Source organism: Massilia consociata (genome assembly GCF_042432755.1).
Taxonomy (GTDB): Bacteria; Pseudomonadota; Gammaproteobacteria; order Burkholderiales; family Burkholderiaceae_D; genus Telluria; species Telluria consociata.
This window is the reverse complement of the sequence record NZ_JBHLWP010000009.1, coordinates 520,067-546,699: the sequence shown is the minus strand read 5'-3', so window position 1 is coordinate 546,699 and position 26,633 is coordinate 520,067. Positions and strand designations below refer to the sequence as shown.

The 26,633-nt window shown below is 67.0% G+C and carries 23 protein-coding genes; 19 read left to right on the top strand and 4 right to left on the bottom strand.

The features are described from left to right. Positions 1-80 precede the first annotated feature (80 nt). Positions 81-1,106, top strand: a complete 1,026-nt coding sequence (locus ACFFJK_RS09470) for a patatin-like phospholipase family protein (protein ID WP_379678861.1) — start codon at positions 81-83, stop codon at positions 1,104-1,106. A 97-nt stretch (positions 1,107-1,203) separates the two neighbouring features. Here ACFFJK_RS09470 and ACFFJK_RS09465 read toward each other — a convergent pair whose 3' ends face one another. Next, positions 1,204-1,800 carry a hemerythrin domain-containing protein gene (locus tag ACFFJK_RS09465; protein ID WP_379678860.1) on the bottom strand — a complete coding sequence of 199 codons (597 nt, stop codon included), beginning with the start codon at positions 1,798-1,800 and terminating at the stop codon, positions 1,204-1,206. Positions 1,801-2,184: 384 nt separating this feature from the next. On the opposite strand from ACFFJK_RS09465, the gene ACFFJK_RS09460 reads away from it, so the two are divergent. From ACFFJK_RS09460 to ACFFJK_RS09445, 4 genes are all read left to right on the top strand, one after another. Continuing rightward, positions 2,185-3,216 (top strand): manganese catalase family protein, encoded by a 1,032-nt coding sequence (locus tag ACFFJK_RS09460; protein WP_379678859.1) that lies wholly within the window; start codon positions 2,185-2,187, stop codon positions 3,214-3,216. Positions 3,217-3,279: 63 nt separating this feature from the next. Further along, a complete protein-coding gene (locus ACFFJK_RS09455; protein WP_379678858.1) occupies positions 3,280-4,203 on the top strand; it encodes a ZIP family metal transporter in 924 nt (307 codons plus the stop codon). 216 nt (positions 4,204-4,419) lie between these two features. Beyond that, a complete protein-coding gene (locus tag ACFFJK_RS09450) occupies positions 4,420-5,016 on the top strand; it encodes a TetR/AcrR family transcriptional regulator (RefSeq protein WP_379678857.1) in 597 nt (198 codons plus the stop codon). A gap of 381 nt (positions 5,017-5,397) precedes the next feature. Continuing rightward, positions 5,398-6,543, top strand: a complete 1,146-nt coding sequence (locus ACFFJK_RS09445; protein ID WP_379678856.1) for an acyltransferase family protein — start codon at positions 5,398-5,400, stop codon at positions 6,541-6,543. Between the two features lie 87 nt (positions 6,544-6,630). On the opposite strand, the gene ACFFJK_RS09440 is transcribed toward ACFFJK_RS09445, so the two are convergent. Further along, positions 6,631-7,974, bottom strand: a complete 1,344-nt coding sequence (locus tag ACFFJK_RS09440) for an MFS transporter (protein ID WP_379678855.1) — start codon at positions 7,972-7,974, stop codon at positions 6,631-6,633. A 178-nt stretch (positions 7,975-8,152) separates the two neighbouring features. On the opposite strand from ACFFJK_RS09440, the gene cyoA reads away from it, so the two are divergent. The 12 genes from cyoA to ACFFJK_RS09380 all read left to right on the top strand — a co-directional run bounded on the left by cyoA (position 8,153) and on the right by ACFFJK_RS09380 (position 20,018). Next, positions 8,153-9,178: a ubiquinol oxidase subunit II gene (gene cyoA, locus ACFFJK_RS09435; protein ID WP_379678854.1), complete on the top strand. Its 1,026-nt coding sequence runs from the start codon at positions 8,153-8,155 to the stop codon at positions 9,176-9,178. A gap of 2 nt (positions 9,179-9,180) precedes the next feature. Then, positions 9,181-11,184: a cytochrome o ubiquinol oxidase subunit I gene (gene cyoB / locus ACFFJK_RS09430; protein ID WP_379678853.1), complete on the top strand. Its 2,004-nt coding sequence runs from the start codon at positions 9,181-9,183 to the stop codon at positions 11,182-11,184. A gap of 6 nt (positions 11,185-11,190) precedes the next feature. Then, positions 11,191-11,826: a cytochrome o ubiquinol oxidase subunit III gene (gene cyoC, locus ACFFJK_RS09425; protein ID WP_379678852.1), complete on the top strand. Its 636-nt coding sequence runs from the start codon at positions 11,191-11,193 to the stop codon at positions 11,824-11,826. Continuing rightward, positions 11,823-12,224: a cytochrome o ubiquinol oxidase subunit IV gene (gene cyoD / locus ACFFJK_RS09420; RefSeq protein WP_379678851.1), complete on the top strand. Its 402-nt coding sequence runs from the start codon at positions 11,823-11,825 to the stop codon at positions 12,222-12,224. The genes cyoC and cyoD overlap by 4 nt, the downstream gene beginning before the upstream one ends. Further along, positions 12,224-13,078 carry an SURF1 family protein gene (locus ACFFJK_RS09415; RefSeq protein ID WP_379678850.1) on the top strand — a complete coding sequence of 285 codons (855 nt, stop codon included), beginning with the start codon at positions 12,224-12,226 and terminating at the stop codon, positions 13,076-13,078. The genes cyoD and ACFFJK_RS09415 overlap by 1 nt, the downstream gene beginning before the upstream one ends. Positions 13,079-13,104: 26 nt before the next feature. Beyond that, a complete protein-coding gene (locus ACFFJK_RS09410) occupies positions 13,105-14,448 on the top strand; it encodes an ATP-binding protein (RefSeq protein ID WP_379678849.1) in 1,344 nt (447 codons plus the stop codon). Further along, positions 14,438-14,980, top strand: coding sequence for a response regulator transcription factor (locus ACFFJK_RS09405; RefSeq protein WP_379678848.1), 543 nt, complete (start codon positions 14,438-14,440; stop codon positions 14,978-14,980). Before ACFFJK_RS09410 ends, ACFFJK_RS09405 begins: the two co-directional genes overlap by 11 nt. A gap of 9 nt (positions 14,981-14,989) precedes the next feature. Continuing rightward, complete coding sequence (locus ACFFJK_RS09400) at positions 14,990-15,400, top strand: c-type cytochrome (RefSeq protein WP_379678847.1); 411 nt, start codon at positions 14,990-14,992, stop codon at positions 15,398-15,400. 18 nt (positions 15,401-15,418) lie between these two features. Next, a complete protein-coding gene (locus tag ACFFJK_RS09395) occupies positions 15,419-16,090 on the top strand; it encodes an MOSC domain-containing protein (protein WP_379678846.1) in 672 nt (223 codons plus the stop codon). 313 nt (positions 16,091-16,403) lie between these two features. Then, positions 16,404-17,552 (top strand): hypothetical protein, encoded by a 1,149-nt coding sequence (locus ACFFJK_RS09390; RefSeq protein ID WP_379678845.1) that lies wholly within the window; start codon positions 16,404-16,406, stop codon positions 17,550-17,552. Continuing rightward, positions 17,545-18,807: a cation:proton antiporter domain-containing protein gene (locus tag ACFFJK_RS09385; protein ID WP_379678844.1), complete on the top strand. Its 1,263-nt coding sequence runs from the start codon at positions 17,545-17,547 to the stop codon at positions 18,805-18,807. Before ACFFJK_RS09390 ends, ACFFJK_RS09385 begins: the two co-directional genes overlap by 8 nt. Beyond that, a complete protein-coding gene (locus ACFFJK_RS09380) occupies positions 18,804-20,018 on the top strand; it encodes a YbdK family carboxylate-amine ligase (RefSeq protein WP_379678843.1) in 1,215 nt (404 codons plus the stop codon). Before ACFFJK_RS09385 ends, ACFFJK_RS09380 begins: the two co-directional genes overlap by 4 nt. 31 nt (positions 20,019-20,049) lie before the next feature. On the opposite strand, the gene ACFFJK_RS09375 is transcribed toward ACFFJK_RS09380, so the two are convergent. Beyond that, positions 20,050-20,538, bottom strand: coding sequence for a MarR family winged helix-turn-helix transcriptional regulator (locus ACFFJK_RS09375; RefSeq protein WP_379678842.1), 489 nt, complete (start codon positions 20,536-20,538; stop codon positions 20,050-20,052). A 102-nt stretch (positions 20,539-20,640) separates the two neighbouring features. On the opposite strand from ACFFJK_RS09375, the gene ACFFJK_RS09370 reads away from it, so the two are divergent. After that, the gene (locus ACFFJK_RS09370; protein WP_379678841.1) at positions 20,641-23,451 is read left to right on the top strand and encodes a bifunctional diguanylate cyclase/phosphodiesterase; all 2,811 of its coding nucleotides are present in this window, start codon (positions 20,641-20,643) and stop codon (positions 23,449-23,451) included. A 109-nt stretch (positions 23,452-23,560) separates the two neighbouring features. Further along, the gene (locus ACFFJK_RS09365) at positions 23,561-26,023 is read left to right on the top strand and encodes a penicillin-binding protein 1A (protein WP_379678840.1); all 2,463 of its coding nucleotides are present in this window, start codon (positions 23,561-23,563) and stop codon (positions 26,021-26,023) included. A gap of 60 nt (positions 26,024-26,083) precedes the next feature. Here ACFFJK_RS09365 and ACFFJK_RS09360 read toward each other — a convergent pair whose 3' ends face one another. Then, positions 26,084-26,623 carry a M23 family metallopeptidase gene (locus ACFFJK_RS09360; RefSeq protein WP_379678839.1) on the bottom strand — a complete coding sequence of 180 codons (540 nt, stop codon included), beginning with the start codon at positions 26,621-26,623 and terminating at the stop codon, positions 26,084-26,086. Between the last annotated feature and the right edge of the window lie 10 nt (positions 26,624-26,633).

The following is a 26,633-nucleotide window of genomic DNA, read 5'->3' as shown; positions in this document are numbered from 1 at the left end:
TAGCGCCGGACATTTTCCTCCATTGCTAGACTTCCATGATCGATGCGGCCATGGTGGCCGCCATGCATAGGGAGTGTAGCTTGGTAACGACCAACAAGAAGATCAGCCTCGGGCTGCAGGGCGGAGGCACCTACGGCGCCTTCACATGGGGCGTACTGGACCGCTTGCTGCAGGAGGAGCGGCTCGACATCACCGCGCTGAGCGGCGCCAGTGCCGGCGCGATCAATGCCGCCGTGGTGGCTGACGGTTACGCGCACGGCGGCGGACGGGAAGGGGCGCGCAAGGCGCTCGACCGCTTCTGGCGCACGCTGGCGAATACCGCCATGTTCAGCCCCCTCCAGCGCACGCCGCTGGACCACCTTGCGGGCGGCTTCACGATGAGCCATTCGCCGGCTTACCAACTGATGGAGATGGCCGGCGCCCTGGCCGGTCCGGTGCGCGAAATGCCCGTCACGCTCAACCCGCTGCGCAACCTGCTGAGCGCGACCATCGACTTCGAGCGTGTGCGCGCGTGCAAGGAACTGGAGGTGTTCATCAGCGCCACCAACGTGCGCACCGGGGCAGGCAAGCTGTTCCGGCGCGCGGAACTGGACGTGCAGCGCGTGCTGGCGGCGGCCTGCCTGCCGACGGTGTTCGCCTCGGTGGTCGTCGACGGGGAGTCGTACTGGGACGGCAGCTTCGTGGCCAACCCTCCGCTGGCGCCGCTGGTCGAGTCGGGCGGCGCGCAGGATGTGCTGGTGGTGCAGATCAATCCGATCGGGCGCGCCGAGCTGCCGCGCACCCTGGCCGACATCAGCAACCGCAGCAACGAGATCGCCTTCAACATCAGTTTTGTGCGTGAGATCAATGCCTTGCTGCATACCCACGCCGTGCCGGACGAGGAGCAGGGCGCATCGACCACCTTCACGTCGGCGCGGCTGCACCTGATCACGGCCAACGACATGCTCAGTGAATTGAGCATCTCCAGCAAGTTCAACGCCGAGCCGGGTTACCTGCAGATGCTGCACGACCGCGGCGTCGAGGCGGCCGAGCGGTGGCTGGAGCGTCACTTCAAGGACATCGGCGAGCGCTCGACGCTCGACCCGGGCCCGATCTTTTACTCGTGACGGCGGCATGAAAAAACCGGCGGGGCGCTCGCGCGCTCCAGCCGGTTTCCGCGGCTACCTGGCGAAAGGCCGGCCTGGCGCCGGCCGGCGGACTGGCTCAGGCGGGAGTCGACTTCCAGGTCTTCTTCGGTCCAAACGCCTTGGCTGCGAACAGGGCGCTCGCCAGGCCGACCACCACCGCGGCGGCACTGCCCGAGAAGCCGACGGCATGCTCCTTGGCCAGCTTGCCGGCCTTCGGGCCCACCAGTTCCAGGCGGCGACGGGTCATCTTGGCGCCCATCTCCGACAGCATTTCGCGGCTGAGCTTGGCTTCTGCGTGCGGCAGCAGGGTGGTTTCCTCGTCGGCCACGTGGTGCATCACGTCGCGCATCAGTTCCATCACCAGCTTGTCGTGGCGCGGGTCGGAGCCGCTGGTTCGGCGCAGCTCGGCGATCAGGCGGCGCATTTCCATGTGCTCGGGCTCGGCCTTGTGCATGAAGGGCTCGCCGGCGTCGCGCTGGCGCATCACCGGGTAGAAGATCTCTTCCTCGAGCGTCGCGTGGATTTCCAGCGCGTCGCAGATGGTATCGGCCAGCGCCTTCTTCACGCGCGGCGGCTTGTCCTTCTCGTACTGGTGGAAGGTGACCATCACGTGCGAATGGTCGAAGCGGATCATGTTGGTGATGGTCGGGCTCAGCTTGTTTAGATTGAACATCGTTCTACCCCCTTTGTGGTCAGTTGACTAACATGGTAGTGCGGTGCGGCTCGTCCTTACTGTAGGCGCGCACGCCGTACCCCTGTCGGCGCCGTTCGGGCAGCGCCGCGCGTGCGTTCCCGCAGCCTGCTTGCAGCCACGAGTAGACATCAGCGGCCGCCTTCGTGGCGCACGTCTTTACGCGGATGCTTGTAATCTTTCCCTATCGTTACAAGTTGTCACTCTATTCCTACAACCACACGCGCTGCCACCTGATTACCTCAACGGCCGCCAACTGCCAAGATGGCCACATCGTGCTGCCGGCCACGGCGGCAGTAGCCCGGTGGGCCGCGCACGCTGGACGCGTGGATGCCCACGTCACCCCATCAACGGAGGAATCGGTCTATGTTTGCACACAATAAACGCCTGCAATATACGGTCCGCGTCAGCGAACCGAATCCGGCACTGGCGAACCTGATGCTGGAACAGTTCGGCGGCCCGCAGGGCGAGCTGGCCGCGGCGATGCGCTATTTCACGCAGGCGGTTGCCGAGGATGATCCAGGCCGCAAGGACATGCTTTACGACATCGCCACCGAGGAGCTCAGCCACCTGGAGGTCATCGGCCACATCGTCGCCATGCTGAACAAGGGGGCGAAGGGCCGCCTGGCCGAGGCCGTCGACAGCGAAGCCGACATGTACAGGGCCATCACCGGCCCCGGCAACGACAGCCACATCACGCAGGTGCTGTACGGCGCCGGCGCCCCGCTGACCAACTCGGCCGGCGTGCCCTGGACCGCGGCCTACATCGACTCGATCACCGAGCCGACCGCCGACCTGCGCTCGAACATCGCGGCCGAAGCGCGCGCCAAGATCGTCTACGAGCGCCTGATCGCCCTCACCGACGACCCGGGCGTGAAGGAAGCGCTGGGCTTCCTGATGACGCGCGAAGTGGCGCACCAGAAGTCGTTCGAGAAGGCCTTGTACGCCATCGAGCCGAACTTCCCGGCAGGGAAGATGCCCGCCGACCCGCGCTTCGCGAGCGTGTACTACAACATGTCGCAGGGCCCGGGCGAGATGCGCGGCCCGTGGAACCAGGGCGCCGACTGGGACTTCGTCACCGATCGCGAGAAGCAGATGGCCGTGGACGGCGGCTCGGGCGAGGCCGAGGTGGCCCTGCCGAGCGGCGACATCGACCTGCTCAAGCAGATGGCGATGCGCACCATGTCCGACCCGATGGCCTCGCCGCGCACCGGCGCCGAACTCGGTATGAGCATGCAGTCGGATAGTGGTGCTACGATGGGCGGATCGACCGGCAACGCGATGGGCCAGCCGACGACCATGAACAAGGGCGGCCAGCTCGACGACACCGGACTGACCCACCCGGTCGACAAAGGTGTGGCCAAGTCGATGAAGGCGATGAAGCCGACCAAGAAGTAAGCCAAGTGCCGCGCAGCGCACCGGGCCCAGCCTTGCGCCGCGCGGTTTTTCCCCGGGCATTTCATGAACTTTCATATAGAAAAATCCCATGACAACAGGCTGTTCTCGGCGCGGTCGCTGTTGCGCCTGCTGACGGTACGCCGTGTCATCGGCCTGCTCATCTGCAGTATCGGTTGCATCCTCCTGCTGGGCAGTCTGGCCGAGCAGGTCATGAACGCGAATCCCAAGATGCACCGCGCCCTGCTCGGCGGCGGGATGGCCGCCGCGGCCACCGCGCTCGGCACGCTGCCGGTCCTGTTCGCACAGAATTTCTCGAAACGTACCTACGACTGCTTCCTCGGCTTCGGGGCCGGCGTCATGCTCGGCGCGACCGCGTTCTCGTTGGTGATCCCCGCGATCAATGCGGCGAAGTCGGCCGGCGCGGGCAACTGGGAAGCGAGCCTGCTGGCCGGCGCCGGCATCATGGCCGGGGCCGGCGCGATCCTGCTGCTCGGGCGCGCCGTCCATTCGGAAGGCATCCTCGAGCAGGGCGCCGACAGCGTGTCCGTGCGCCGCGCCTGGCTGTTCGTATGGGCGGTCGCGCTGCACAACCTGCCGGAAGGCTTGGCGATCGGGGTCGCCCATGCCGGCATCGACCTGGACAAGGCCAATGCCTTGACCACCGGCGTATCGATCCAGGACGTCCCGGAAGGGCTGGTGGTCGCCCTGGCGCTGCGTACGGTGGGCTACAGCCGCCTCGGCGCGGTGGGGATGGGCGTGGTGTCGGGCCTGATCGAACCGATCGCCGCCGTGTTCGGCGTGGCGCTGATCGGCATCGCGGCGGGCATGCTGCCCTTCGCACTGGCGGCCGCCGGCGGCGCGATGCTGTTCGTGATCATCAACGACGTGGTGCCGGAATCGCGCCAGAACGGCAACGGTACCTGGGCCAGCATCGCGCTGGTGTTCGGCTTCATCCTGATGACGGTGCTGGACACGGCGCTGTCCTGAGAAGCGAGGCGGCGGCGCTCGGCGGCGGCCGAGCCTGCCGTGTTGCGCCGTGGCGGCCGCGGTGCAGGCCAATCCTGCGGCGGAAAGGAGCCTCCCCGCGAGTCAATACATCTCTGGTCGCAGGGCACCCGAAGGATCCGTCCTTGACTCCGCAATATGATGGCGATAATATGATCATCGTCATATCTCTAACGCATCATCATCATCATCATCATCATGTCCGGCTCTATCAAATCCAGCAAGCGCGAGCAGTCCCACCACCGCATCGTCGAGGCCGCGAGTCGGGCGGTGCGCCGCCATGGCGTCGGCGGTGTCGGCGTGGCGGACGTGATGAAGGAAGCCGGGCTCACGCATGGTGGCTTTTACGCCCACTTCGAGTCGCGCGACGCGCTGCTGGTGGAAGCCATCGAGCACGCCGGTGCGATCGGCAACGCCGTACTCGATGAGCGTATCGCGGCCCGGGTAAAGGAAGGCGATACTCCGCTGCAAGCCCTGATCGCGCTCTACCTCTCGGACGAACACCTGGCCGATGCCGAGCAGGGTTGCGTCGTTGCGGCGCTCGCCAGCGAGATGCCGCGCCAGCAGAACGCCGTGCGCGACGCCTCGGTGCAGCGTGTCGACCGGCTCGTGCGGCGCGTTGCCCTGGCCTTGCCGGAAGGCGCTGCTCCCGAGTTGGCCAGCGTGCTTGCCGGGGCACTCGTAGGCAACCTGCAGTTGGCGCGAATCCAGGGGAGCAATGCCGAGGGCAGGGCGGTGCTCGCGTCGGCCAGGCGCGCGCTCGCGGAACTGTGCGCTGCGATGCGTATTGCGTGATCCGCCAAGAGGCGTGCAGCTGAGGCAAGTCGCCGTTCAAATATGATGACGATCATATGAGCGCTATAATATGATCGTCATCATATGATGCTTCTCATATGATGAAGTTCATATTGCCTCTCGTTAGCGCTGTCGCGCGACAATTGTCATTCCTCGAGCAGTTCATCCGGCCACGCATCGCCTTGTCGCTGTGCCGAACAACCCTCTCCCTATGCCTTGCTGGATGCGCTGCAGCATTTGAGGTGCAAAAAACTAACACATTGTCACGCGCAGGTGGTCTCAACTCGGCGGGCTCGGCTATGATTCGCCCCGGTCGGCAATATCAGCAGCAACCCTGCACCGGTAGCGTCGGGAGTGTTGTCGTGCAGGCATGGGAATCGAATGAGGGTAATACAAGGCGGATCGTCCGCTGCAGCAGGGGCGCCGCAGGCGCAGTTTGGCGTCATCGACCTGTTGAAGGCAGGCGCCGCGCAGTTGATCGTGTTGCATCACCTCGCTTTCTACGGCCCGATGGCCGACCGTGCGCGTCCGCTGGCGCCGGGATTGGTCGGCTGGCTGGGCGACGAGGCGCGCATGGCGGTGCAGGTCTTTCTCGTGATCGGCGGCTTCCTGGCTGCGAAGTCGCTGTGCCCCGATGGTCGCCCCGGTCCGGGCGCGCCGGTCGGCGCGATCTGGCGCCGCTACCTGAAACTGGCTCCGCCATTCATGGCAGCGATGTTCCTGGCGGCTGGCGCCTCCCTGCTGGCCGGCATGTGGATGACACATGATTCCATTTCCGCGCCACCTGGCCTGGCGCAGGTAGTAGCCCATGCGCTGCTGCTGCACGACGTACTCGGGTATGGGGCCCTGTCGGCGGGCGCATGGTACGTCGCGATCGACTTCCAGCTCTATGCGCTGATGAGCCTGCTTCTCTGGGCCTGCGGCCGCCTGGCAGGCGGGCGGCCGCTGTCCTGGCTGGCGCCGGCGGCGGTGACGGCGGGCGTGGCCGCATCGCTCCTGTATTTCAACCTCGATGCCGACTGGGACGTCTGGGCGCCATATTTCCTTGGGAGCTACGGCATGGGCGCGCTCGCGTGGTGGGCAAGCAACCCTTCCCGTCGTCCACGCGGCGTCGCCGTACTGCTGTGCATGATGGCGCTGCCGGCGCTGCTGTCCCTCATGCTCGATTTCCGCGAGCGGGTCATGCTCGCGTTCACGGTTGCCTGTGCGCTGTTCCTGTTCGGCCGCGTACGCACGCCCGCGGCCGCGCACCGGTTCTGGGCGCTTGCGGGCGGCATGGGCAGGATTTCCTACTCGGTGTTTTTGGTGCACTTCCCGGTGTGCCTGGTCGTGAATGCCGCCTTTACCCGCTTCGCTCCGCACGGGGCGCACTGGCAGGCCGCCGGCGCCGTGTTTGCCTGGGCGGCGAGCCTGGCGGTCGGCGCGGCCTTCTTCCGCTGGGTGGAGCTGCCCATCGGGCGGGTTCTGGCCCGGTGGCTGGGGCGACGCCCTGCAAACGCCGGCATGCCAGAGCTCGAACCGCGCTGATGGCTGCGGTCGACATGCAAAGCGCCAGCCCGCGGGCTGGCGCTTGGGAAGGCGGCATCGAAGATGCCGCCTGCGGGATCGGTGGGCTTAGTCGCGGATCTCGAGCGCGCGGTTCAGGCTCAGCGCCGCCAGCGAGCCGACCGCGCCCGACAGCAGGTAGAGGCTGACGTAGCCCAGCCCGTAATGCGCCGACAGGCCCAGTGCCACCAGCGGGGCGAAGGCCGCGCCGGCCAGCCAGGCCAGGTCCGAGGTCAGGGCCGCGCCGGTGTAGCGGTACTGTCGCTTGAAGTTCGACGTGACGGCGCCGGCCGCCTGGCCGTAGGACAGGCCGAGCAGGGTGAAGCCGACCAGGATGAAGATGTTCTGGCCGGTCACCCCGCCATCCATCAGCGACGGCACGAAGCCCGAGAAGATCGCGATCAGCGCCGCCAGGGTGCCCAGCGTGGTGCGGCGGCCGATCTTGTCGGCGATCAGGCCGGAGGCAAGGATGCCCAGCGCCGCCAAGCCTGCGCCCCACATCTGGATCTGCAGGAATTCGCCCATCGGGCGGGTGTCGTACAGCTGGATCCACGACAGCGGGAACACGGTCACCAGGTGGAACAGCGCGTAGCTGGCCAGTGCGGCCAGGGCGCCGATGGCGATGTTGCTGCCCTGGCTCTTGACCAGTTCGCCGACCGGGGCCGGGTCGAGTTCATGGGCATCCAGCAGGCGCGAATACTCGCTGGTCGACACCAGGCGCAGCCGCGCGAACAGGGCCACGATATTGATCGCGAACGCGCAGAAGAACGGGAAGCGCCAGCCCCACACCAGGAAGTCGTCTTGCGACAGGTTGAGGAGCAGGTAGGCGAACAGGCCGGCGGCGATCAGGAAGCCGAGTGGGGCGGCGAGCTGGCCGAGCATGGCGTACCAGCCGCGCTTGTGTTCCGGGGCGCTCAGGGCCAGCAGCGACGGCAGGCCGTCCCAGGAGCCGCCCTGGGCCACGCCCTGGCCGATGCGCATCAGCGACAGGAGCACGATCGACGCCATGCCGATCTGGCCATACGCCGGCAGGAAGGAAATCACGATGGTGCTGGTGCCCATCAGGACCAGGGCGATGGTCAGCTTGATCTCGCGGCTGAACCTGGTCTGGAGCCACATGAAGATCACCGTGCCGAACGGGCGCGCGATGAATGCGAACGAAAAAATGATAAACGAGTAGAGTGTCGCTTCAAGCCGGTCGGCCCACGGGAAAAAGACCGCGGGGAAGACCAGCGCCGAGGCGATGGCGTAGACGAAGAATTCGAAATATTCCGAGGCCCGGCCGATGACCACGCCGACGGCAATGTCGCCGGGGTGGATTTCGCCGTCCCGGGCGTTGATGTTGCGGGCCCCGCTGGTCGGGTGGGTGATGGGAGCGGCACCTGCGCCGCCGTACGTCGTCGTGCTTTGCATATCTTCGTCTCCTGAGGTCAGCAGGCCTCGACAGCCCGGAAATGCCCTGTTTATTTGCAATTACAGCAATTTTGCAATTGCAATATAGCAAGGGTGGGACAAAGTGTCCAATGGTTGCCGTAGGCCGTTGGCGTTACAGTAGCATGTTCTTATTCCCATGTAACGTTAGATACCTAGCATGATTCCTAAAATTGTCCGCCGCGGACTCCCATTACTCCCGCTTGCGCTGCTTTCCGGCTGCAATACGGTGGTATTGAATCCCACCGGCGATATCGCAAAGCAGCAGGCAGACCTGATCACCATATCGGTTCTGCTCATGTTGATCATCATCGTCCCGGTGATGATCCTGACGGTTCTCTTCGCGTGGAAGTATCGCAAGAGTAATACTGAAGCCAAGTATGAACCGGACTGGGACCACTCGACCAAGCTCGAGCTCGTGATCTGGGGCGCACCGCTCCTGATCATCATCGTGCTCGGCCTGATCACCTGGGTCTCGACCCATAAGCTGGACCCGTACCGTCCGCTCGAACGCCTGGACGAGCACCGCCCGATCCCGGCATCGACCAAGCCGCTCGAGGTGCAGGTCGTGGCGCTGGACTGGAAGTGGCTGTTCATCTACCCGGAGCAGGGCGTCGCCTCGGTGAACGAACTGGTCACCCCGATCGACGTGCCGATCCGCTTCAAGATCACCTCGTCGACCGTGATGAACACCTTCTACATCCCGACCCTGGCCGGCATGATCTACGCGATGCCGGGCATGGAAACGACCCTGAACGCCGTGCTGAACAAGACCGGCGACTACAAGGGCCTGTCGGCCAACTTCAGCGGCGAGGGCTTCTCGCACATGAAGTTCGCCTACAAGGGTGTGACCGCGGGCGAGTTCGACGCATGGGTGCAGCAGATGAAGACCAATCCGGCCCTGCTGAACCGCGCCGACTACCTGGCACTGGAAAAGCCGTCCGTGCGTGAGCCGGTGCGCCATTACGGCCAGGTCGAGCCTGCGCTGTTCAACCGCATCCTGAACCGCTGCGTGACCGAAGGCACCGTCTGCATGAACGAGCAGATGGCCCAGGACCACAAGCGCAACCAGGTGGCGGCCGCGATCAAGCAGCTGCCGCGCAATGGTGCTCCCCAGGTGGCGGATGCGTATATCTGCGAGACCACGCCGGGCGTCGCCAACCCAATCAATACTGTGAAGAAGTAACCATGCAAGACTCTCTCGACTTGACGAAGCTTATCTTCGGTCGGCTCAGCTGGGACGCGATTCCGTTCCACGATCCGATCCTGCTCGCTACCTTCGCCGGCGTCGTGGTCGGTGGTGCGGCCCTGCTGGGCCTGATCACCTACTTCCGCCAGTGGGGCAATCTGTGGAGTAACTGGATCACCAGTATCGACCACAAGAAAATCGGTATCATGTACATGATCCTGGGCGCGATCATGCTGCTGCGCGGCTTCGCCGACGCGCTGATGATGCGCGCCCAGCAGGCATTCGCCTTCGGCGCCAACAAGGGCTTCCTCCCTCCGGACCACTACGACCAGATCTTCACCGCCCACGGCGTGATCATGATCTTCTTCGTGGCGATGCCGCTGGTGACCGGCCTGATGAACTACGTGGTGCCGCTGCAGATCGGCGCGCGCGACGTCGCGTTCCCGTTCCTGAACAACTTCTCGTTCTGGATGACCGCCATGGGCGCCGTCCTGGTGATGGCCTCGCTGTTCGTGGGTGAATTCGCACGTACCGGCTGGCTGGCCTATCCGCCGCTGTCGGGCATCCTGGCAAGTCCGGGGGTCGGCGTCGACTACTATATCTGGTCATTGCAGATCGCGGGGGTCGGTACCTTGCTGTCCGGCGTGAACCTGATCGTCACCATCGTCAAGATGCGCGCACCGGGCATGGGCCTGATGAAGATGCCTGTCTTCGTCTGGACCTCGCTGTGCACCAACATCCTGATCGTGATGTCGTTCCCGATCCTGACCGCCGTGCTGGCCATGCTGGGCATGGACCGCCTGTTCGATACCGCGTTCTTCACGAACGACCGCGGCGGCAACGCCATGATGTACGTGAACCTGATCTGGATCTGGGGCCACCCGGAGGTGTACATCCTGATCCTGCCGGCCTTCGGCATCTTCTCGGAAGTCGTCTCGACCTTCTGCAACAAGCGCCTGTTCGGCTACACCTCGATGGTGTACGCGACCGTCGTCATCATGGTGCTGTCGTACCTGGTCTGGCTGCACCACTTCTTCACCATGGGTGCGGGGGCGAGCGTCAATTCGTTCTTCGGCATCACGACGATGATCATCTCGATCCCGACCGGCGCGAAGATCTTCAACTGGCTGTTCACGATGTACCGCGGCCGTATCCGCTTCGAACTGCCGATGATGTGGACCATCGCGTTCATGCTGACCTTCGTCATCGGCGGCATGACCGGCGTGATGCTGGCTATTCCCGCAGCCGACTTCGTGCTGCACAACTCGCTGTTCCTGGTCGCGCACTTCCACAACGTGATCATCGGCGGGGTGCTGTTCGGCCTGTTCGCCGGCTTCAACTACTGGGCACCGAAGATGTTCGGCGTGAAGCTCAACCAGTTCTGGGGCCACGTCTCGTTCTGGCTGTGGGCGATCGGCTTCTGGTTCGCGTTCATCCCGCCGTACATCCTGGGCTTCATGGGCGTGACCCGCCGCATGAGCCACTTCGAAGACCCGGAACTGCAGCCGCTGTTCCAGATCTCGCTGTTCGGCACCCTGATGATCGCCGCCGGTATCGGTGCGCTGCTGCTCCAGTGCTTCTTCACCTGGAAAGACCGCGCCAAGCTGCGTGACGTGACCGGTGACCCGTGGGATGGCCGTACCCTGGAGTGGTCGACCTCGTCGCCGCCGCCGGATTACAACTTCGCCTTCACCCCGGTGGTGCACGACAACGACACCTTCGCCGACATGAAGAAGAACGGTTACCAGCGTCCGCTGAAGGACTTCGTGCCTATCCACATGCCCAAGAACACCTGGGCCGGCTTCGGCATCTCGGCACTGTCGGCCGTGGTGGGCTTCGCGATCATCTGGCACATGTGGCTGCTGGTCGGGCTGTCCTTCGTCGCCATGATGGCCGCGATCATCATCCACACGTTCAACTACAAGCGCGATTTCTACATCCCTGCGGAAGAAGTTGCCCGCACCGAGGAAGCGCATACCCGTCTGCTGAAGAGCTACGTCTGAAACAATATGGCAAATAATGCAACCATTCCCGGCGGTCTGACCGCCGAAGAGGTGACCGCGCGCTACATGGTGCGCGAGCACCATCCGCAGCACGGCACGTTGCTGGGCTTCTGGATCTACCTGATGAGCGACTGCCTCATCTTCGCGTCCCTGTTCGCGACCTACGCGGTACTGGGTCGCAACTACGCGGGTGGTCCGACCGGCGCGGAGCTGTTCGACCTGTCGCTGATCGCCGTCGGCACGGCTTTCCTGCTGCTGTCGTCGATCACCTTCGGTTTCGCCATGATCTCGGCCCAGGCCAAGAAGCTGGGCGCGACCCAGCTGTGGCTGGCGGTGACCGGCCTGCTCGGCCTGGGCTTCCTGGCGATCGAGATCTACGAGTTCACGCACCTGATCAACCTCGGTGCGGGCCCGCAGCGCAGCGGCTTCCTGACGGCATTCTTCGCGCTCGTCGGCACCCACGGCCTGCACGTGCTGTTCGGCTTCATCTGGCTCGTCACGCTGATGTTCCAGCTGAAGAAGCATGGCCTGGGCGTCGAGAACTTCCGCCGCCTGCAGTGCCTGTCGCTGTTCTGGCACTTCCTGGACGTCGTCTGGATCTTCGTGTTTACCTTTGTTTACCTGATGGGAGTGCTGCCATGAGCGCCCAACACCATGAGCACGGCCACAACCACGATGGCCACGAAACCTATGTGACGCATTACAGCGCCAAGGATTACGCGATCGGCTTCGTGCTGTCGCTGATCCTGACCGTGATCCCGTTCTGGCTGGTGATGGGCAACGTGTTGCCGCCCGATACCACCCGTATCGTGATCCTCGCCTTCGCGGGCGTGCAGGTCGTCGTGCAGATGATCTACTTCCTCCACCTGAACTCGAAGTCCGAGGATGGCTGGAACATGATGGCGACGATCCTCACGATCGTCCTGCTGGTGATCGTGCTGTCCGGCTCCATTTGGGTCATGTACCACATGAACGCCAACATGATGCCGGCCATGGGTGGCGCAAGCGACACCCTGCACGGTCCTCACGACATGCAGTAATGCAGCAGCGCGACCAGCATCCAGGACCGTCGTCCCACCCGCCACGCAGCGCCACCGCGCGCCGCGTGCTCGCGGTGGTGGCCCTGCTGCTGGTCGTGCTGTTTGCGGGGCTCGGTACCTGGCAGGTGGTTCGCCTGCAGTGGAAGCTGGACCTGATCGCGCGTGTCGACGCGCGCGTCAACGCTGCCCCGGTGCCGCCGCCTCCCGCGGCGCGCTGGGCGCAGGTCACCAGGGAATCCGACGAATACCGGCGCGTACGTCTTGCCGGACACTACCTCTACGAATTCACCACGCCCGTCCAGGCCGTCTCCGAGCTCGGCGCGGGCTTCTGGCTGCTCACTCCGCTATGCACGGAGGAGGGCCACATCGTCTTCATCAATCGCGGCTTCATCCACGCCGCCGACAACCGTCCGGGCACCTATGCCGCGAATCGCGCGGCTGCCCGGACGGATCCCTGCGCAGGAAAGGGCAAGACCCTGGGCGAAACCACAATCGTCACCGGGCTGCTGCGCATCAGCGAACCGGGTGGCGGCTTCCTGCGCGAGAACGATCCTTCGACCAACCGCTGGTTCTCGCGCGACATCGCGGCGATCGCCGCGGCGCGCGGGTTGGCCGGCGGCGCCGTGGCCGCGCCGAACGGCGCTCCGGTCGTCGCGCCGTTCTTTATCGATGCCGGCAAGAACCAGGACCCGTCCGGCGCGCCCGAGCGCGCGATCGGCGGCCTGACCGTCATCTCCTTCCAGAACAATCACCTTGTTTACGCCCTCACCTGGTATGTCCTGGCCCTGATGGTGCTGGGTGCATGGTGGTGGGTTGGCCGCCACAGCGCTACAATACGCGACGACGACCAATAACAAGGCAGGGCAGGCGCCCGCACCCCATGCAATCCCCCCTCGATTTCTTCGCCAAGGCGGCGCGCAGTTCGCCCCAGGCGGCGGCCGCGAACGTGGAGTTCGCCGCCGGCCACAAGAACATGCTGCAGCTGATCGAGCTGCGCTGGATCGCCGTCATCGGCCAGATCACGACCATTGCGTCGGCCATCCTGATCTTCCAGATCGAGCTGCCGCTGCTTCCCATGCTGCAGGTGCTGGCCTGCCTGATCGCCTTCAACATCGCCAGCCACCTGCGCTGGCACGAGCGCCGTCCGGTCTCGAACGGCGAGGTGTTCATGGCCCTGCTGGTCGACGTGGCCAGCCTGACGGTGCTGCTCTACCTGTCCGGCGGCATCACCAATCCGTTTGCCTTCCTCTACCTGCTGCAGGTGATCCTGTCGGCCGTGCTGCTCGAAGTGATGTGGACCTGGATCATCGTCCTGATCACGATCGGCTGCATGGCCGGGCTGGCGATGTACGCGCAGCCGCTCGCGCTGCCGTTCGACCATGCGCGCGGGATCTCGAGCATCTACATCCAGGGCCTGCTGGTGTGCTTCGCGCTCAATGCCGCGCTGCTGGTGATGTTCATCTCGCGCATCTCCGACACCCTGCGCGACAAGGCGGCCCAGCTGGCGGCGCTGCGCCAGCAGGCCGTCGAAGAGGAACACATCGTCCGCATGGGCCTGCTGGCATCCGGCGCGGCCCACGAGCTCGGCACGCCGCTGGCGACCGTCTCGGTGATCCTGGGCGACTGGAAGCGCATGCCGCAGTTCCGCGACGACCCGGGCCTGCTGGAAGACCTGACCGAGATGCAGAACCAGCTGCAGCGCTGCAAGTCGATCGTGAGCGGCATCCTGCTGTCGGCCGGGGAAGCGCGCGGCGAGTCGGCGGTGCGCACGACGGTGCGCAGCTTCCTCGACGGACTCGTCGCGCACTGGCAGGCCAGCCGCCAGGTCGCCGGCTTCCAGTACAATAACCGCATCGCCGAGGATCTGCCGGTGGCCTCCGATTCGGCCCTGAAGCAGACCATCGACAACCTGCTCGACAACGCCCTGGAAGCGTCCCCCGCGTGGGTCGGCCTGGACGCGGTCATCGAGGACGGCACCCTGCACGTGGTCGTGACCGACCGCGGTCCCGGATTTTCACCCGCCATGCTCGGCCAGATCGGCAAGCCCTACCAGTCCACCAAGGCCAAGCCGGGGCGCGGGCTGGGCCTGTTCCTGGCAGTGAACGTGGCGCGCAAGCTGGGTGGCTCGGTAAGCGCCGAGAACCGGCCGCAGGGCGGGGCGCAGGTGACGCTGAGCCTGCCGCTGTCGAGCATCGAACTGGAAGAGGAACGCATTGACGGATAATCCTGAGCGCCTGCTGCTCATCATCGAGGACGACGAGGCCTTCGCACGCACGCTGAGCCGCTCGTTCGAACGCCGCGGCTACCGCGTGCTGGTCGCACACGGCCAGGACGAGGCGGCCGCGCTGCTCCAGGTACATTGTCCGGGCTATGCAGTCGTCGACCTGAAGCTCAAGGGCAACAGCTCGGGACTGGCCTGCGTGCAACTGTTGCACGAGCACGATCCCGACATGCTGATCGTCGTGCTGACCGGCTTCGCCAGCATCGCCACCGCGGTCGAGGCGATCAAGCTGGGCGCCGTGCAGTACCTGGCCAAGCCTTCCAACACCGACGACATCGAGGCCGCCTTCGGCCACGTGGCCGGCAACACCGATGTCGAGGTGACCAACCGTTCGACCTCGATCAAGACGCTGGAGTGGGAGCGCATCCATGCAGTGCTGGCCGAGACCGACTTCAACATCTCGGAAGCGGCGCGCCGCCTCGGGCTGCACCGGCGCACCCTGGCGCGCAAGCTCGAGAAGCAGCGCGTGAAATAGGGAGGGCGCATGCGCAGGCGGTCCTGTTCGCTGTTGCTGTCGCTGCCGCTTGCACTGGCGGCAATTGTGGCGGCGTTGGCGGCGGCGCCTGCCAGCGCTGCCGACCCCCTCGCAGCAGGACGCGCCGTGTTCAAGCGCTGTGCGAACTGCCACCAGGTGGGGCCGAACGCGCGCAGCAATTTCGGTCCCCAGCTCAACGGCATCATCGGCCGCCGTGCCGGTGCCGCGCCCGATTACGCCTATTCGCCGGCGATGAAGCAGGCCGGCTTCGTCTGGAACGAGAAAAACCTCGCCGCCTTCCTGCGCGACCCGGACAAGGTCGTCCCGGGGAACAAGATGCGCTTCTGGGCCATGGGCAACGAGCGGCAGATCGCCGAACTGCTGGCCTACCTGCGCTCGTTCAAGGGCGCCAATCCCTGATGCGGGCGCCGGCCTTGCGTGGATAAGCCGATCGGGAAGGTCGTCGCGCTCGCCCTGCGGCGGCCGTTGGCACCACTGCCGGCCCGGGTGGACGAGGCCCATGCCGTCGCCGGCCTCGGCCTGCGCGACGACATCCATGCGGATGCCGCTTCGCCGCGCCAGGTGCTGCTGGCCGGCGCCGCCGTCTATGACGCGCTGAAGCTGGCGCCGCACGCGCTGCGCGAAAACCTGCTGCTTGACCTCGACACCGCCGCGCTCGGCTCCGGCATGCTGCTGCGGATCGGGAGCCGCGCGACGTTCCGCCTCACCTTCCAGTGCGAAGCCTGCGGCCGGCTCGAAGCCCATGCGCCCGGCGCGCTGCGCGCGATCGGCGCGCGCCGCGGCATGCTGGCCCGCGTGGTGGGCGGTGGCAGCGTGCGCGAAGGCGATACGGTGACGCTGCTCGAACGGCGCATGCCGGCGTTGCCGGAAGACTGGCGCGAACGCGTCGCACTGGTGCTCGCGGCCGTGCCCGAGGGAATGGTCGTCGGCTATGCCGACCTGGCGCGCATGGCCGGCATCCAGTCGAGCTACTGCAGGACCTTTCCGCGCATGCTTGCGCGGCTGCGGGCGGACCATGCGGCCAAGGCGGCGCCGGCGCGCGCCGCCACCGGCCTGCCACGTTGGGACGGGGCCGGCTTGTTCGAATGACGCATCGGCGCACCGCATCCGCATCGCAAGGCCGGGCTTGCGGCGGCAGCGGCGCTACTTGGATGCGTACAAATAAGGTTGCCATTGGTATATTTTTAGTCCATTATAGCCGGGTGGCGCCTGCTTGCAACAGCGGCTAGCCCGATCAGCGATGAAGCGGTAGTGTCCGTTTCTTTTGGTCCCCGGCATCCTTGCAGGGGACCTTTTTTCGGTGCCGCGGCCAAGCTTGCCGCGGCTGGCGCACGATGCGCCTGCCGGCCCACCGCCCAGGCCGAAGCCCGTGCTTCTCCTGTGCGACCCCACCGGAGGAACCTTGAGCACGATTCTTTTCCCGACGATTGAACTACCCCGGATCGTCACCCCCATTTCGCCAGGCCGCATCCGGGCATCCGTCTCGACAGGCGTGCTCGCAATGTGTTGCGTGTTCGCCGCGATGCCGGCACAGGCAGCCAAGCGCGGCGCGGCAACGCCCGCAGTCGCCGACTTCCGCGGCCTGAGCGGTTCGTTTCCCGCCAGTTGCAGCACACCACTCGACGTCGCGCTCTCCGGCATGGGCGAACCGGCGCTGCGGCGCTGCGCCTGGAGCCAGCACCTCGAACTCCTGTACTGGCAATCGGTTCCGGACGTTCCCAATTCCTGCCTGCCGACGCCCGCCATCGCCTGGCACCGCCTTGGCGCGACGGCTGGCGCGACGCTGCCGCCCTGGAACGGCAGCTGGGCAGGACAGTCCCTGTTCGCCCAGAACAGCGCCCTGCATCATGCCGGCGCGGTATGGCGCCAGCCTGACGGACAGTGGTCGGCCGCGCTGTGGCGCTGGCGTCCATCGTCCCGGCTTGCGACACGCGAGTGGCAGGCCGGGCACTGGAACACCATATTGCAAGGCGTGCGGAGCGCCGGCACCGTCGGCGTCCCCGTTGCCGATCGCGCCGGTCCTGCCAATGCCGCCGCGAGCGCGCCCACCTGGCAGTCGCCGCTGATGAGCGCCTGGCTGGAAGCCTCGCGCGGCAAGCCGCGCATGGTCGAGCCGGACGCCTGGCGCTGGGTGGCCGACCGTGCCTGCCTGAGCATGCGGTCCGCGGGCATCGGCCAGTCGCAGCTGCACCTGCCGTACTCGCGCGACGACGCCAGGCTCGAGCAACGCAGCGCGATGCAGGTCCAGCTCGTGCGCCGCTATCCGGCCGCCGAATGGCTGCAGCCCTTCACCCTGATCGAACCTGCCGCGCCCGGCGCGCGCAGCGGCGCGAAGTTCCTTGCTCTCTGGAAGGAGGGCAAGACCGTCCACGGCCAGCTGTGGATCACGATGCGCGACGAGGGCGGCATCTTGCGTGCCCGCATTTCCAGCGACGTGCCGGTCAATGCCGCGGCCGGTGGCGCGGGCGCCGAGACCGTGAAACAGCGCGCCGCCCTGATCGAACGCGAGCTGACCGCGCTCGCCCATGCCTGGGAGGCGCACCATGAATGAAGAACTGAGCACGCCCCTGTGGCTGATGTCGCCGCTGGCCGTGCTGGGCGGCGGGCTGATGCTGGCCCTGGTGATCGGCCTGGTGCTGCAACGCTTCAAGGTACCGAAACTCTACGGCGCCGTCGTCGCCGGGCTGCTGCTCGGCTCGGCCGGCGCCGGCGTGATCGATCGCGCCCTGCTGACGCTGTTCCAGGAACTGCTCAATGCCGCGGCGGCGCTGGTGCTGTTCGAGGTCGGCCGCAAGATGGACCTGGCCTGGCTCCTGCGCAGCGGCCGCCAGGGCGGGAGCCTGCTGCTGGCGACGCTGGCGCGCTGCCTGGCGGTGACCGTCACCCTGCGTCTGCTCGGCCTTCCCTGGGGCTCGGCCATCTTCATCGGCTCCATCCTGATCGCCGTGAATCCGGTGATCGTCAATTCGATGGTGGCCGACGAGAATGCCAGCGGCACCAGTACCTTCGCCACCGCCAACATGGTCGGCTTGAGCAGCCTGGTCGCGCTGCTGGTGCTGGCGGTCACGATGGCGTGGACGCGCAGCCACGGCGCCGGCGCCGCAGGCACGCTCGGCGCCTTCGGCGAGGAACTGATGCGCCAGGGCGGCAAGCTGGTGCTGGGGGCGGCAATCGCCGGCCTGTCGTATGGCCTGTATGCGCTCGCCACCCGCCTGTGCAAGGTGCCGGCGCGGATGCGCCCGGGCCTGCTGCTGGCCGCGCTGCTGATCGACCTGGGGCTGTGCTCGGTCACGGCGTCGAGCGCGCTGCTGTCGCTGCTCCTGATGGGCGTGCTGCTGCGCAACGTGGAGAAACGCGACAACGTGTTCCAGGCCCAGCTGCAGACGGCGCAGGACATCGGCTATGTCGTGCTGTTCCTGATGTCCGCCGCCCTGGTCGACCTGCAGCAGCTGGCCCAGGGCTGGACCCTGCTGGCGGCGCTCACGGTCTTCGCGGTACGCATCGCCGCCACGCGCATTGCGCTGTGGCCGGCGACCGCCTGGGACCGGCGCAAGAAGCATGCGATGGCCTTGTCGATGTGCTCGCTGGTAAGCTATGGCGGGCTGGTCGTCGACAACACCCTGAATGCCTATACGGGGCTGGACGCCGCGTCGACCGAGCTCATGGGCGCACTGCTGGCCCTGAACGTGCTGCTGGCGCCCGGCCTGACCTGGCTCGGACTGCGGCTGGCGGGCGAAACCTACCGGCGCGGCGGCGACGAGCAGCCGGCCGGTCAACGACAACTTGGCGCGGAGGCACACCAATGAGCGAACTGTTGATCAACGAGGGCGCCTCCGGGCTGTCGGCCGAGGCGCACGCGCAGGCGCAGGCCCGGGCGGTGGCGGGGCAGGGCCCCGCATTCCTGCCGGAATTCAAGTCCTCGACGCCGGGCACCATGGGCATCGAGTTGGAACTGATGGTGCTCGACCGCCTGACCTATGACCTGTTCCCGGCTGCGCCGGACATCCTGCGCGTGCTCGACAAGCACGACAAGCCCTGGGTGCATACGCCGGAAATCACCACCTCGATGCTGGAGGTGGCGACGTCGATCCTGGAATCCTTCGACGAAGCCGCGGCCCAGCTCGAGCACATCCGCAGTACGGTGCAGCGCGCCGCCTTCGAGGTCGGCGCCTCGATTTCCGGCGGCGGCGCCCATCCTTTCCAGCGCTGGAACGAGCAGCGCATCTACCCGAAGGAGCGCTACTTCGAATCCGAGCGCAAGTACGGCTACCTGGCCAAGCTGTTCACGGTGTTCGGCATGCACGTGCACATCGGGGCCGGCACCGCGGACGAGGCGGTGAGGCTGTGCGCCTGGCTGACCCAGCGCGCGCCGTTGTTCGTGGCCTTGTCGGCCAACTCGCCCTGCTGGCAGGGCGAAGTGTCGGGTTTCTGCAGCTCGCGCAGCAACGTGGTGGGGGCGTTCCCGATGAGCGGCATCCAGCCGCACGAGCTGCGCAGCTGGCAGGACTTCCGCGCGTATTTCGACCGGCTGGCCGGTTTCGGAATCGTCAACAGCATCAAGGATTTCTACTGGGACGTGCGTCCCAAGCCGGAGTACGGCACGATCGAACTGCGCGTGCTCGACACCCCGCTCAAGCCGGTGTACGCCGCTGCGCTGGCCTGCTATGCGCGCGAGCTGTGCCTGGAATTCGCCGCCCAGCCCGGCCGCTGGCCGTCGAACGGCAGCCGCGAGCTGTACACCTGGAACCGCTTCAATGCGGCGCGCGACGGCGTCGAGGCCAACTGGATCGATCCGGAAACGGGAACCGCGCTGCGGGTCGCCGAGGTCATCCGCGCCGACCTCGAACGGCTGCGCCGGCGCTCGCGCGATCCGGGTTTCGAGAAGGCATGCGCCGTGATCGAAGATCTGATGAAGGACGGCGGCCAGGCCGGCCTGCTGCGCAGGCACCTCGCGGCCGGCAGCGGCATGAACGACCTGGCGCGGGTGGCCAGCGAAATCTTCGAAGCGGGCAACTGAAGGTCTGTGCAGCGCCGGCGCAGGCCGGTGCCTACAGCTGGGCCAGCGGCACCTTGGCGCCTTCCGGGTCGGCGCCGAGCTGCTCGATGACCCGTCCGAGGTCCCGCTCCAGCCTGGCCAGCGTCTCCGGGTCGAGGCTGGCCAGCGCGTCGGGCAGCACGCCGGCGAAGGGCAGCGGCGCCGCCTGCAGGACGTCGGCGCCGGCCGGCAGCACCCGCAGCGCGACGTTGCGGCGGTCGCTGCCTTCGCGTGCGCCCGCCACGTAGCCGCGCTCGACCAGTCCGCGCACCAGGTTGCTGGCGGTGGACTGGTGGATGTCGAGCTCGCGCGCCAGGCCGGTCGCGCCGATACCGGGATTCTGCTGGATCACCGACAGCGCCCACAGTTGGGCGCCGCCGAGGCCGGCTTCGCGCTCGACCTGGCGGAAATGGGACTTGACGGCGTTGAAGACGATGCGGAACTGGCGCAGCACGCGCGTCGGCGGCGCGGAATCGGGTAGCGGGGGAGGAGTGGAAGGCATGCCGCCATCATAGCCGAAACGCCCCTGGCGCAGAAGCGGTCCCGGCGTTTGCGCGGACGAAACGTGGCGCGGGAAGGGGCGGCTTTTGCTAGCATGGCCTGCATGAATCGGCTGCCGGCAAATCCCTTGTGGCGGCGCCGGCACATGGTGTCGCGCGCCGCCGTGGCAACCTTCCTGGTCGGGCTTGCGCTGGCAGCGATGCTGTTCGGCGTGGCGCGCCAGCAGGAGGCCGAGCGCGCACGCGTCGATTTCGAGCAGCGGGCCACCGAGCGCACGGCGGCCGTCACCCGAGCCTTTTTCGAAGCCGTTGCCGACCTGCGCTCGCTCAACCTGCTGTTCGTGGCCGGGCGCGGCGAGGTCTCGCGCGAGGCCTTCGATGCATTCGCCGGGCCGCTGGCGGCCCGCAATCCCTATGTGCGCTCGCTCGAGTACCAGCGCTTCGTGAGCGGCGCCGGGCGCGCCGCGTTCGAGGTCGCGCACCGGCGCGACCGGCCCGGCTTCACGATCCGCGAGCGCAGCCCGGGCGGCCTGGTCCCCGCCCCGCAGCGCGCGCTGTACCTGGTCACCGATTACGTGGTCCCGATCGCCGATAACGCCGAGGTAGTCGGCTACGATTCCTGGGCCGATCTCCAGCAGCGCAGCTTCGTCCAGCAGGCCATCGACAGCAATGCCACCACGACCAGCCCGGTCCTGAGGCTGGTGCAGGGCGACGGTGCGCTGCGTGGCGTCTTGATCGTCATGCCGGTTTACCGCGGCGGGCGTGACCCGGCGCGCGTGCCCGAGCGGCGCGCGGCCGCGCTCGGCACCACGGCGGTGGTGCTCGACGCGGCGGTGCTCGTCGGCAGCAGCCTGGAAGCCGCACGCCTGGTGAACGACGGTGACTACACCTTCACGCTGTACGGCTACGGCGCCGACGGGACGCGCGTCCCGGTGTTCCGCCACGCCGGCATGCCGGTAGCGCAACCGGCGCTCGCGCGCTGGCTCGGCGGCGGGCCGGTCGCCGACACCAGGATTTTCCACGTCGCGGGCGCGCGCTGGGAATTCGAATCGAGGCGGCTGACCCGGCGCCTCGATACGCAATCCGGTTCGCTGCTGATCCTCGGCTCCGGCATCCTGCTCAGCTTCGCCGCGGCCTGGCTGGTGCAGATGCGCAGCGCCCGCACGCGGCGCATCGAGGCGCTGGTCGAACGTCGCACCGCCGACCTGGCCCTGACCGCCGGCGCGCTGCGCCTGCACCAGCGCGCCATCGAGGCGGCCGCCAACCCGATCCTCCTGGTCAGCGCCACGCGGCACGGCTACCCCATCGAATACGCGAACCCGGCCTGTGAGCGCACGCTCGGCTACGATCCGGGCGAACTGGCCGGCCTGCCGCTGGCCAGGCTGGCGCTCTCCGATCCGGACGAGCCCGGCCTGGAGGAACTGCGACAGGCGCTGTACGAATGCCGCAAGGGGCACGCGCTGGTCAGGCAGGCGGCACGCGACGGCCGCGTGCTGCTCAGCGAAGTCTATATCGCTCCGGTGAACAACGCCGACGGCGTCACCGAACACTTCGTGGTCACCACCTACGATGTGACGGTCGCCAAGCGCTACGAGGCGGAGTTGGCCCATCGGGCGCGCTACGACACGCTCACCGGGTTGGCCAACCGGGCGCTCCTGTCGGACCGCATCGAACGCGCCATCGCCACCGCGGGCGGCATGCCGGTCTGGACGGTGGCGCTCGATATCGACAACTTCAAGCTGGTCAACGACACGCTCGGCCGCCGCCTGGGCGACGAAGCCCTGTGCGCGCTGGCGGTGCGTATCGCCGGCGCCTTGCGCCAGGTCGACACCGCGGCCCGCACCGGGGGCGACGACTTCATGCTGGTGCTGTGCGCCTGCGCCGACGAAGGGCAGGCCGCGGCCCAGGTGCAATCGGTGCGCGAAGCCATCGGCAAGCCCCTGCGGGTCGACGAGCACGTGCTCGAGTTCGGCTCCAGCGCCGGCGTGGCCGGCTACCCCACCGACGGGCGTGACGCCGAAACCCTGGTCAAGCACGCCGAGGTGGCGATGTACCGCGCCAAGCAGACAGGCCGCAACGCGGTGCATTTCTACGCGCCGCACATGAATGCCCATGCGCTTGATCGCCTCGCGCTCGAGGGCGCGCTGCGCGGCGCCCTGCGCGACGACCAGTTCGAGCTGCACTTCCAGCCGCAGGTCGACCTGCACAGCGGACGCGTGGTCGGCACCGAGGCACTGATCCGCTGGCGCCATCCCCACCTGGGCACCGTGCGGCCCGACCGCTTCATCGCGCTGGCCGAGGAAACCGGCCTGATCGTGCCGATCGGCGCATGGGTGCTGGAAAAGGCCTGCCGCCAGAACCGCGAGTGGCAGCGAGCCGGGCTGGGGCCGCTGCGCATCGCCGTCAACCTGTCGGCGCGCCAGTTCGCCGAACCCGGCCTCGTGCAGACCGTGCGCGGGGTGCTGGACGATACCGGACTGGACGCGGACTCGCTCGAAATCGAGTTGACCGAGAGCATGATGATGGCGGACGTGGAGGCGGCGATCGAGACCATGCGTGGCCTGAAGGCCATGGGCGTGAAGCTTTCCATCGACGACTTCGGCACCGGCTACTCGAGCCTGGCCTACCTGAAGCGCTTTCCGGTGGACGTGCTCAAGATCGACCAGTCCTTCGTGCGCGACATCGTCGGCAACGCCGACGGCGCGGCGCTGGTGGACGCCATCATCTCGCTGGCGCACGGCCTGCGCAAGCAGGTGATCGCCGAAGGCGTGGAAACCATCGAGCAGCTCGACTACCTGCGCGATTGCGGCTGCGACGAGGTCCAGGGCCATATCTACGCTCGCCCGGAACCGAGCGGCGATGTCGAGGCGCTGTTGCGCAGGGGGAGGGTGGAGCCGGCGCCGGCGGATGCCTGAGCTGTGTCCGACCGGCGCGCACGTGCCGGACCATGGTCGAGGCTGCGGTCAGCTATACTTGTCGCATACGCAAGATGTTTGCACTGAACAGGCAGCAAGGACACCCAGAGTGGATCAGGACGAGAAGACCGACATCAAGGACAATGCCGACGGAAACACGTTCAGGCGCCATGGGCGGCGCCTGTTCGACGGCGCACGCGGCCGCGCGCACGCCGGCTATTCGATGGCCTCCGCGCGCCTGCGCGACCGGCCGCGCATCGAACAGGCCGCGCTCATCGGTCTCTGGAGCCTGGCGGCGGGCCTGATGGCCTTCTTCGTCTACCTCCTGGTCCTGATTCCGCTCACGCCGGGCATCGAAGACCTGCACCAGGTCCGCAACGCGCAGCCGAGCATCATCCTGTCGAGCGACGGCAAGCCGCTCGGCAGCTTCGAGAAAGGCCTGCAGGAGCGCGTAAAGCTGTCGCAGGTGTCGCCGCACGTGGTCAAGGCACTGATCTCGACCGAGGACCACCGCTTCTACGACCACCATGGCGTCGACTTCACCCGCATCGGCGGCGCGCTGCTGGCCAACCTGAAGGGCGATCCACAGGGCGGATCGACCATCACCCAGCAGCTTGCGCGCAACATGTTCCCGCAGGAGATCGGCCGCGCGCGCAGCATCAACCGCAAGATGAAGGAACTGATCACCGCGATCAAGATCGAGAACACCTACAGCAAGACCGAGATCCTCGAAGCCTACCTGAACACGGTGCCTTTCCTGTACAACGCCTACGGCATCGAGATGGCGGCGCGCACCTATTTCGGCAAATCGGCGGCGCGCCTGGACGTGCTGGAATCGGCCACCCTGGTCGGCATGCTCAAGGGCACCCATTACTACAATCCGGTGACGAGCCCGGAGCGTTCGAAGCTGCGGCGCAACGTGGTGCTCAGGCAGATGTCGCGGCACGGCGCATTCAGCGAGGAGCGTTACCGCGCCCTGGCCAAGCGTCCGCTGCGGGTGCGCTTCGCGCGCCTGAACGACCGCAGCGGCAAGGACGACCACTTCACGGCCCACGTGCGCAAGTGGCTCCAGGACTGGGCGGAAGAGAACGACTACGACCTGCAGCTCGACGGCCTCGTGGCGCATACCACGCTCGACCTGGAACTGCAGGAAGCCGCCCGGCGCGCGGTGGAACGCCAGGCCGACACGCTGCAGGCGATCGCGGACGTCGAGTGGGCCTCGTCCGCCATGCCGCGCTCGACCTCCGCCGGGATGTACACCTCCATGCGCAGCAGCGTGAACCCCTTCGCCTACTATTGGGCGTCGCGCGCACGCACGCTGGACGCCTTCGTGCGCGAATCCGCCGAATACCGGCGCGCGGTGGAAGACGGCGAAGCGCCGGCGGCCGCGCTCAAGCGCCTCAAGGGCGATCGCAAGTTCATGGCGGAGCTGAAGGCCGCCAAATCGCGCCTGGAGGCCGGCTTCGTCGCGATGGACCCGCTGACGGGCGAGGTGCGCGCCTGGATCGGCAGCCGCAGCTTCGAGCGCGACCAGTTCGACCACGTCGCACAGGCCGCCCGCCAGCCCGGTTCCACCTTCAAGCCCATCGTCTACGCCGCGGCGCTGGAGCGCGGGATTTCGCCCGAGCAGACTTATCGCGACGTGGTCCAGGACATCCAGCTCGGAGGCGGCAGGGTCTGGCGCCCGACCGACATGTCCGGCAACAGCGGGCGCATGATGAGCCTGCGCGACGGCCTGGTGTATTCCAAGAACACGATCACGGCCCAGGTGATGCAGGAAGTCGGCGTCAATCCGGTCGTGCGCCTGGCCCAGGGCATGGGCATCCGCCAGAGCCAGTTGTCGGCCGTGCCTTCGCTCGCGCTGGGCACCAGCCCGGTGACCCTGCTGGAGATGGTCAGCACCTACAGCACCATTGCCGCCCAGGGCGAATACCGCAAGCCGATCTTCGTGCGCCGCATTACCGACCGCGAAGGCAAGGTCATCGCCGATTTTGCGCCCGGCGCACCGGAACGCGCGCTGTCGCAGGCATCGGCGCAGAACCTGATCGACATGCTGCGCGGCGTCGTCAACCGCGGCACCGGCGGCGGCGTGCGCTACCGCTTCGGGGTCCACGGCGATGTGGCGGGCAAGACCGGCACGACCCAGAACAACACCGACGGCTGGTTCATCCTGATGCACCCGAACCTGGTCGCGGGCGCCTGGGTGGGGTTCAACGACAACCGGGTGACGATGCGCAGCAGCTACTGGGGGCAGGGCGGCCATAACGCACTGCTGCTGGTGGGTGACTTCATGCGTTCGGCCATCGACAGCGGCAAGCTCGATCCGAATGCGCTGCTGCCGGGCGGACGACCGCCGGCGCCCCGGCCGGTCCAGCAGCCGGAAGAGGAATACGAGGAGCTGCCCGGCGAGCTGGAGTTCGAAGACGCAGGGCACGACGAGGCGGTCGAAGTGCCCGACCCGGAGCCGATCGAGGACGATGAGGACCTGCCTGCGGAACCGGTGCAGCAGGCGATCCCCTTGCCGCCACCGCCCCCACCGCCGCCGGCGACCGGCGACGAGGGTGTATTCTGATCCGGCACGGCCTGCGACCGGGGCGGCAGCGTCCGGACGACGCGCCGTTCCCGCCCGGGTTTACTTTGCCGCCGAGCGTGCCGGTTCCTCGCGCAGCAGCGGATACGGGTTGACCGGGCCGGACTTGCCGTACACCCCGTAATGCAAGTGCGGCGGTGTCGTCACGGCGTTCCCGGTATTGCCCACATACCCGAGCACGCGACCTTCCTCGACCCGCATCCCCGGCACCACGTCGGCGAAGCGGTCCAGGTGCGCGTAATAGTGACGCTGGCCGCCCGGGCCCAGTACCCACACGACCTGGCCACCGAGCCGGTTGGTCCCGACGCGCAGCACGATCCCCTCGGTGGCCGAGAGCACCGCCGTGCCGCGTTTGGCGAAGATGTCGATGCCTTCGTGGCGCCGGCCTTCGCCACGGGCGGCATGCCAGGTATCGCGCAAGGCTTTCGGCCGCACGCCGCTGACCGGCATGGCGAGCGAGGACGGCGCCGGCATCGCGGCCAGCCGCATTGCATAGACGGCGTGCCGGACCCAGGGCTCGAGCAGGCCCCATGCGGCAATCAGGAGTACGGCAAGCAGCAGGCTGCGCAGGAATGTTCGCATGGCTGTAGGT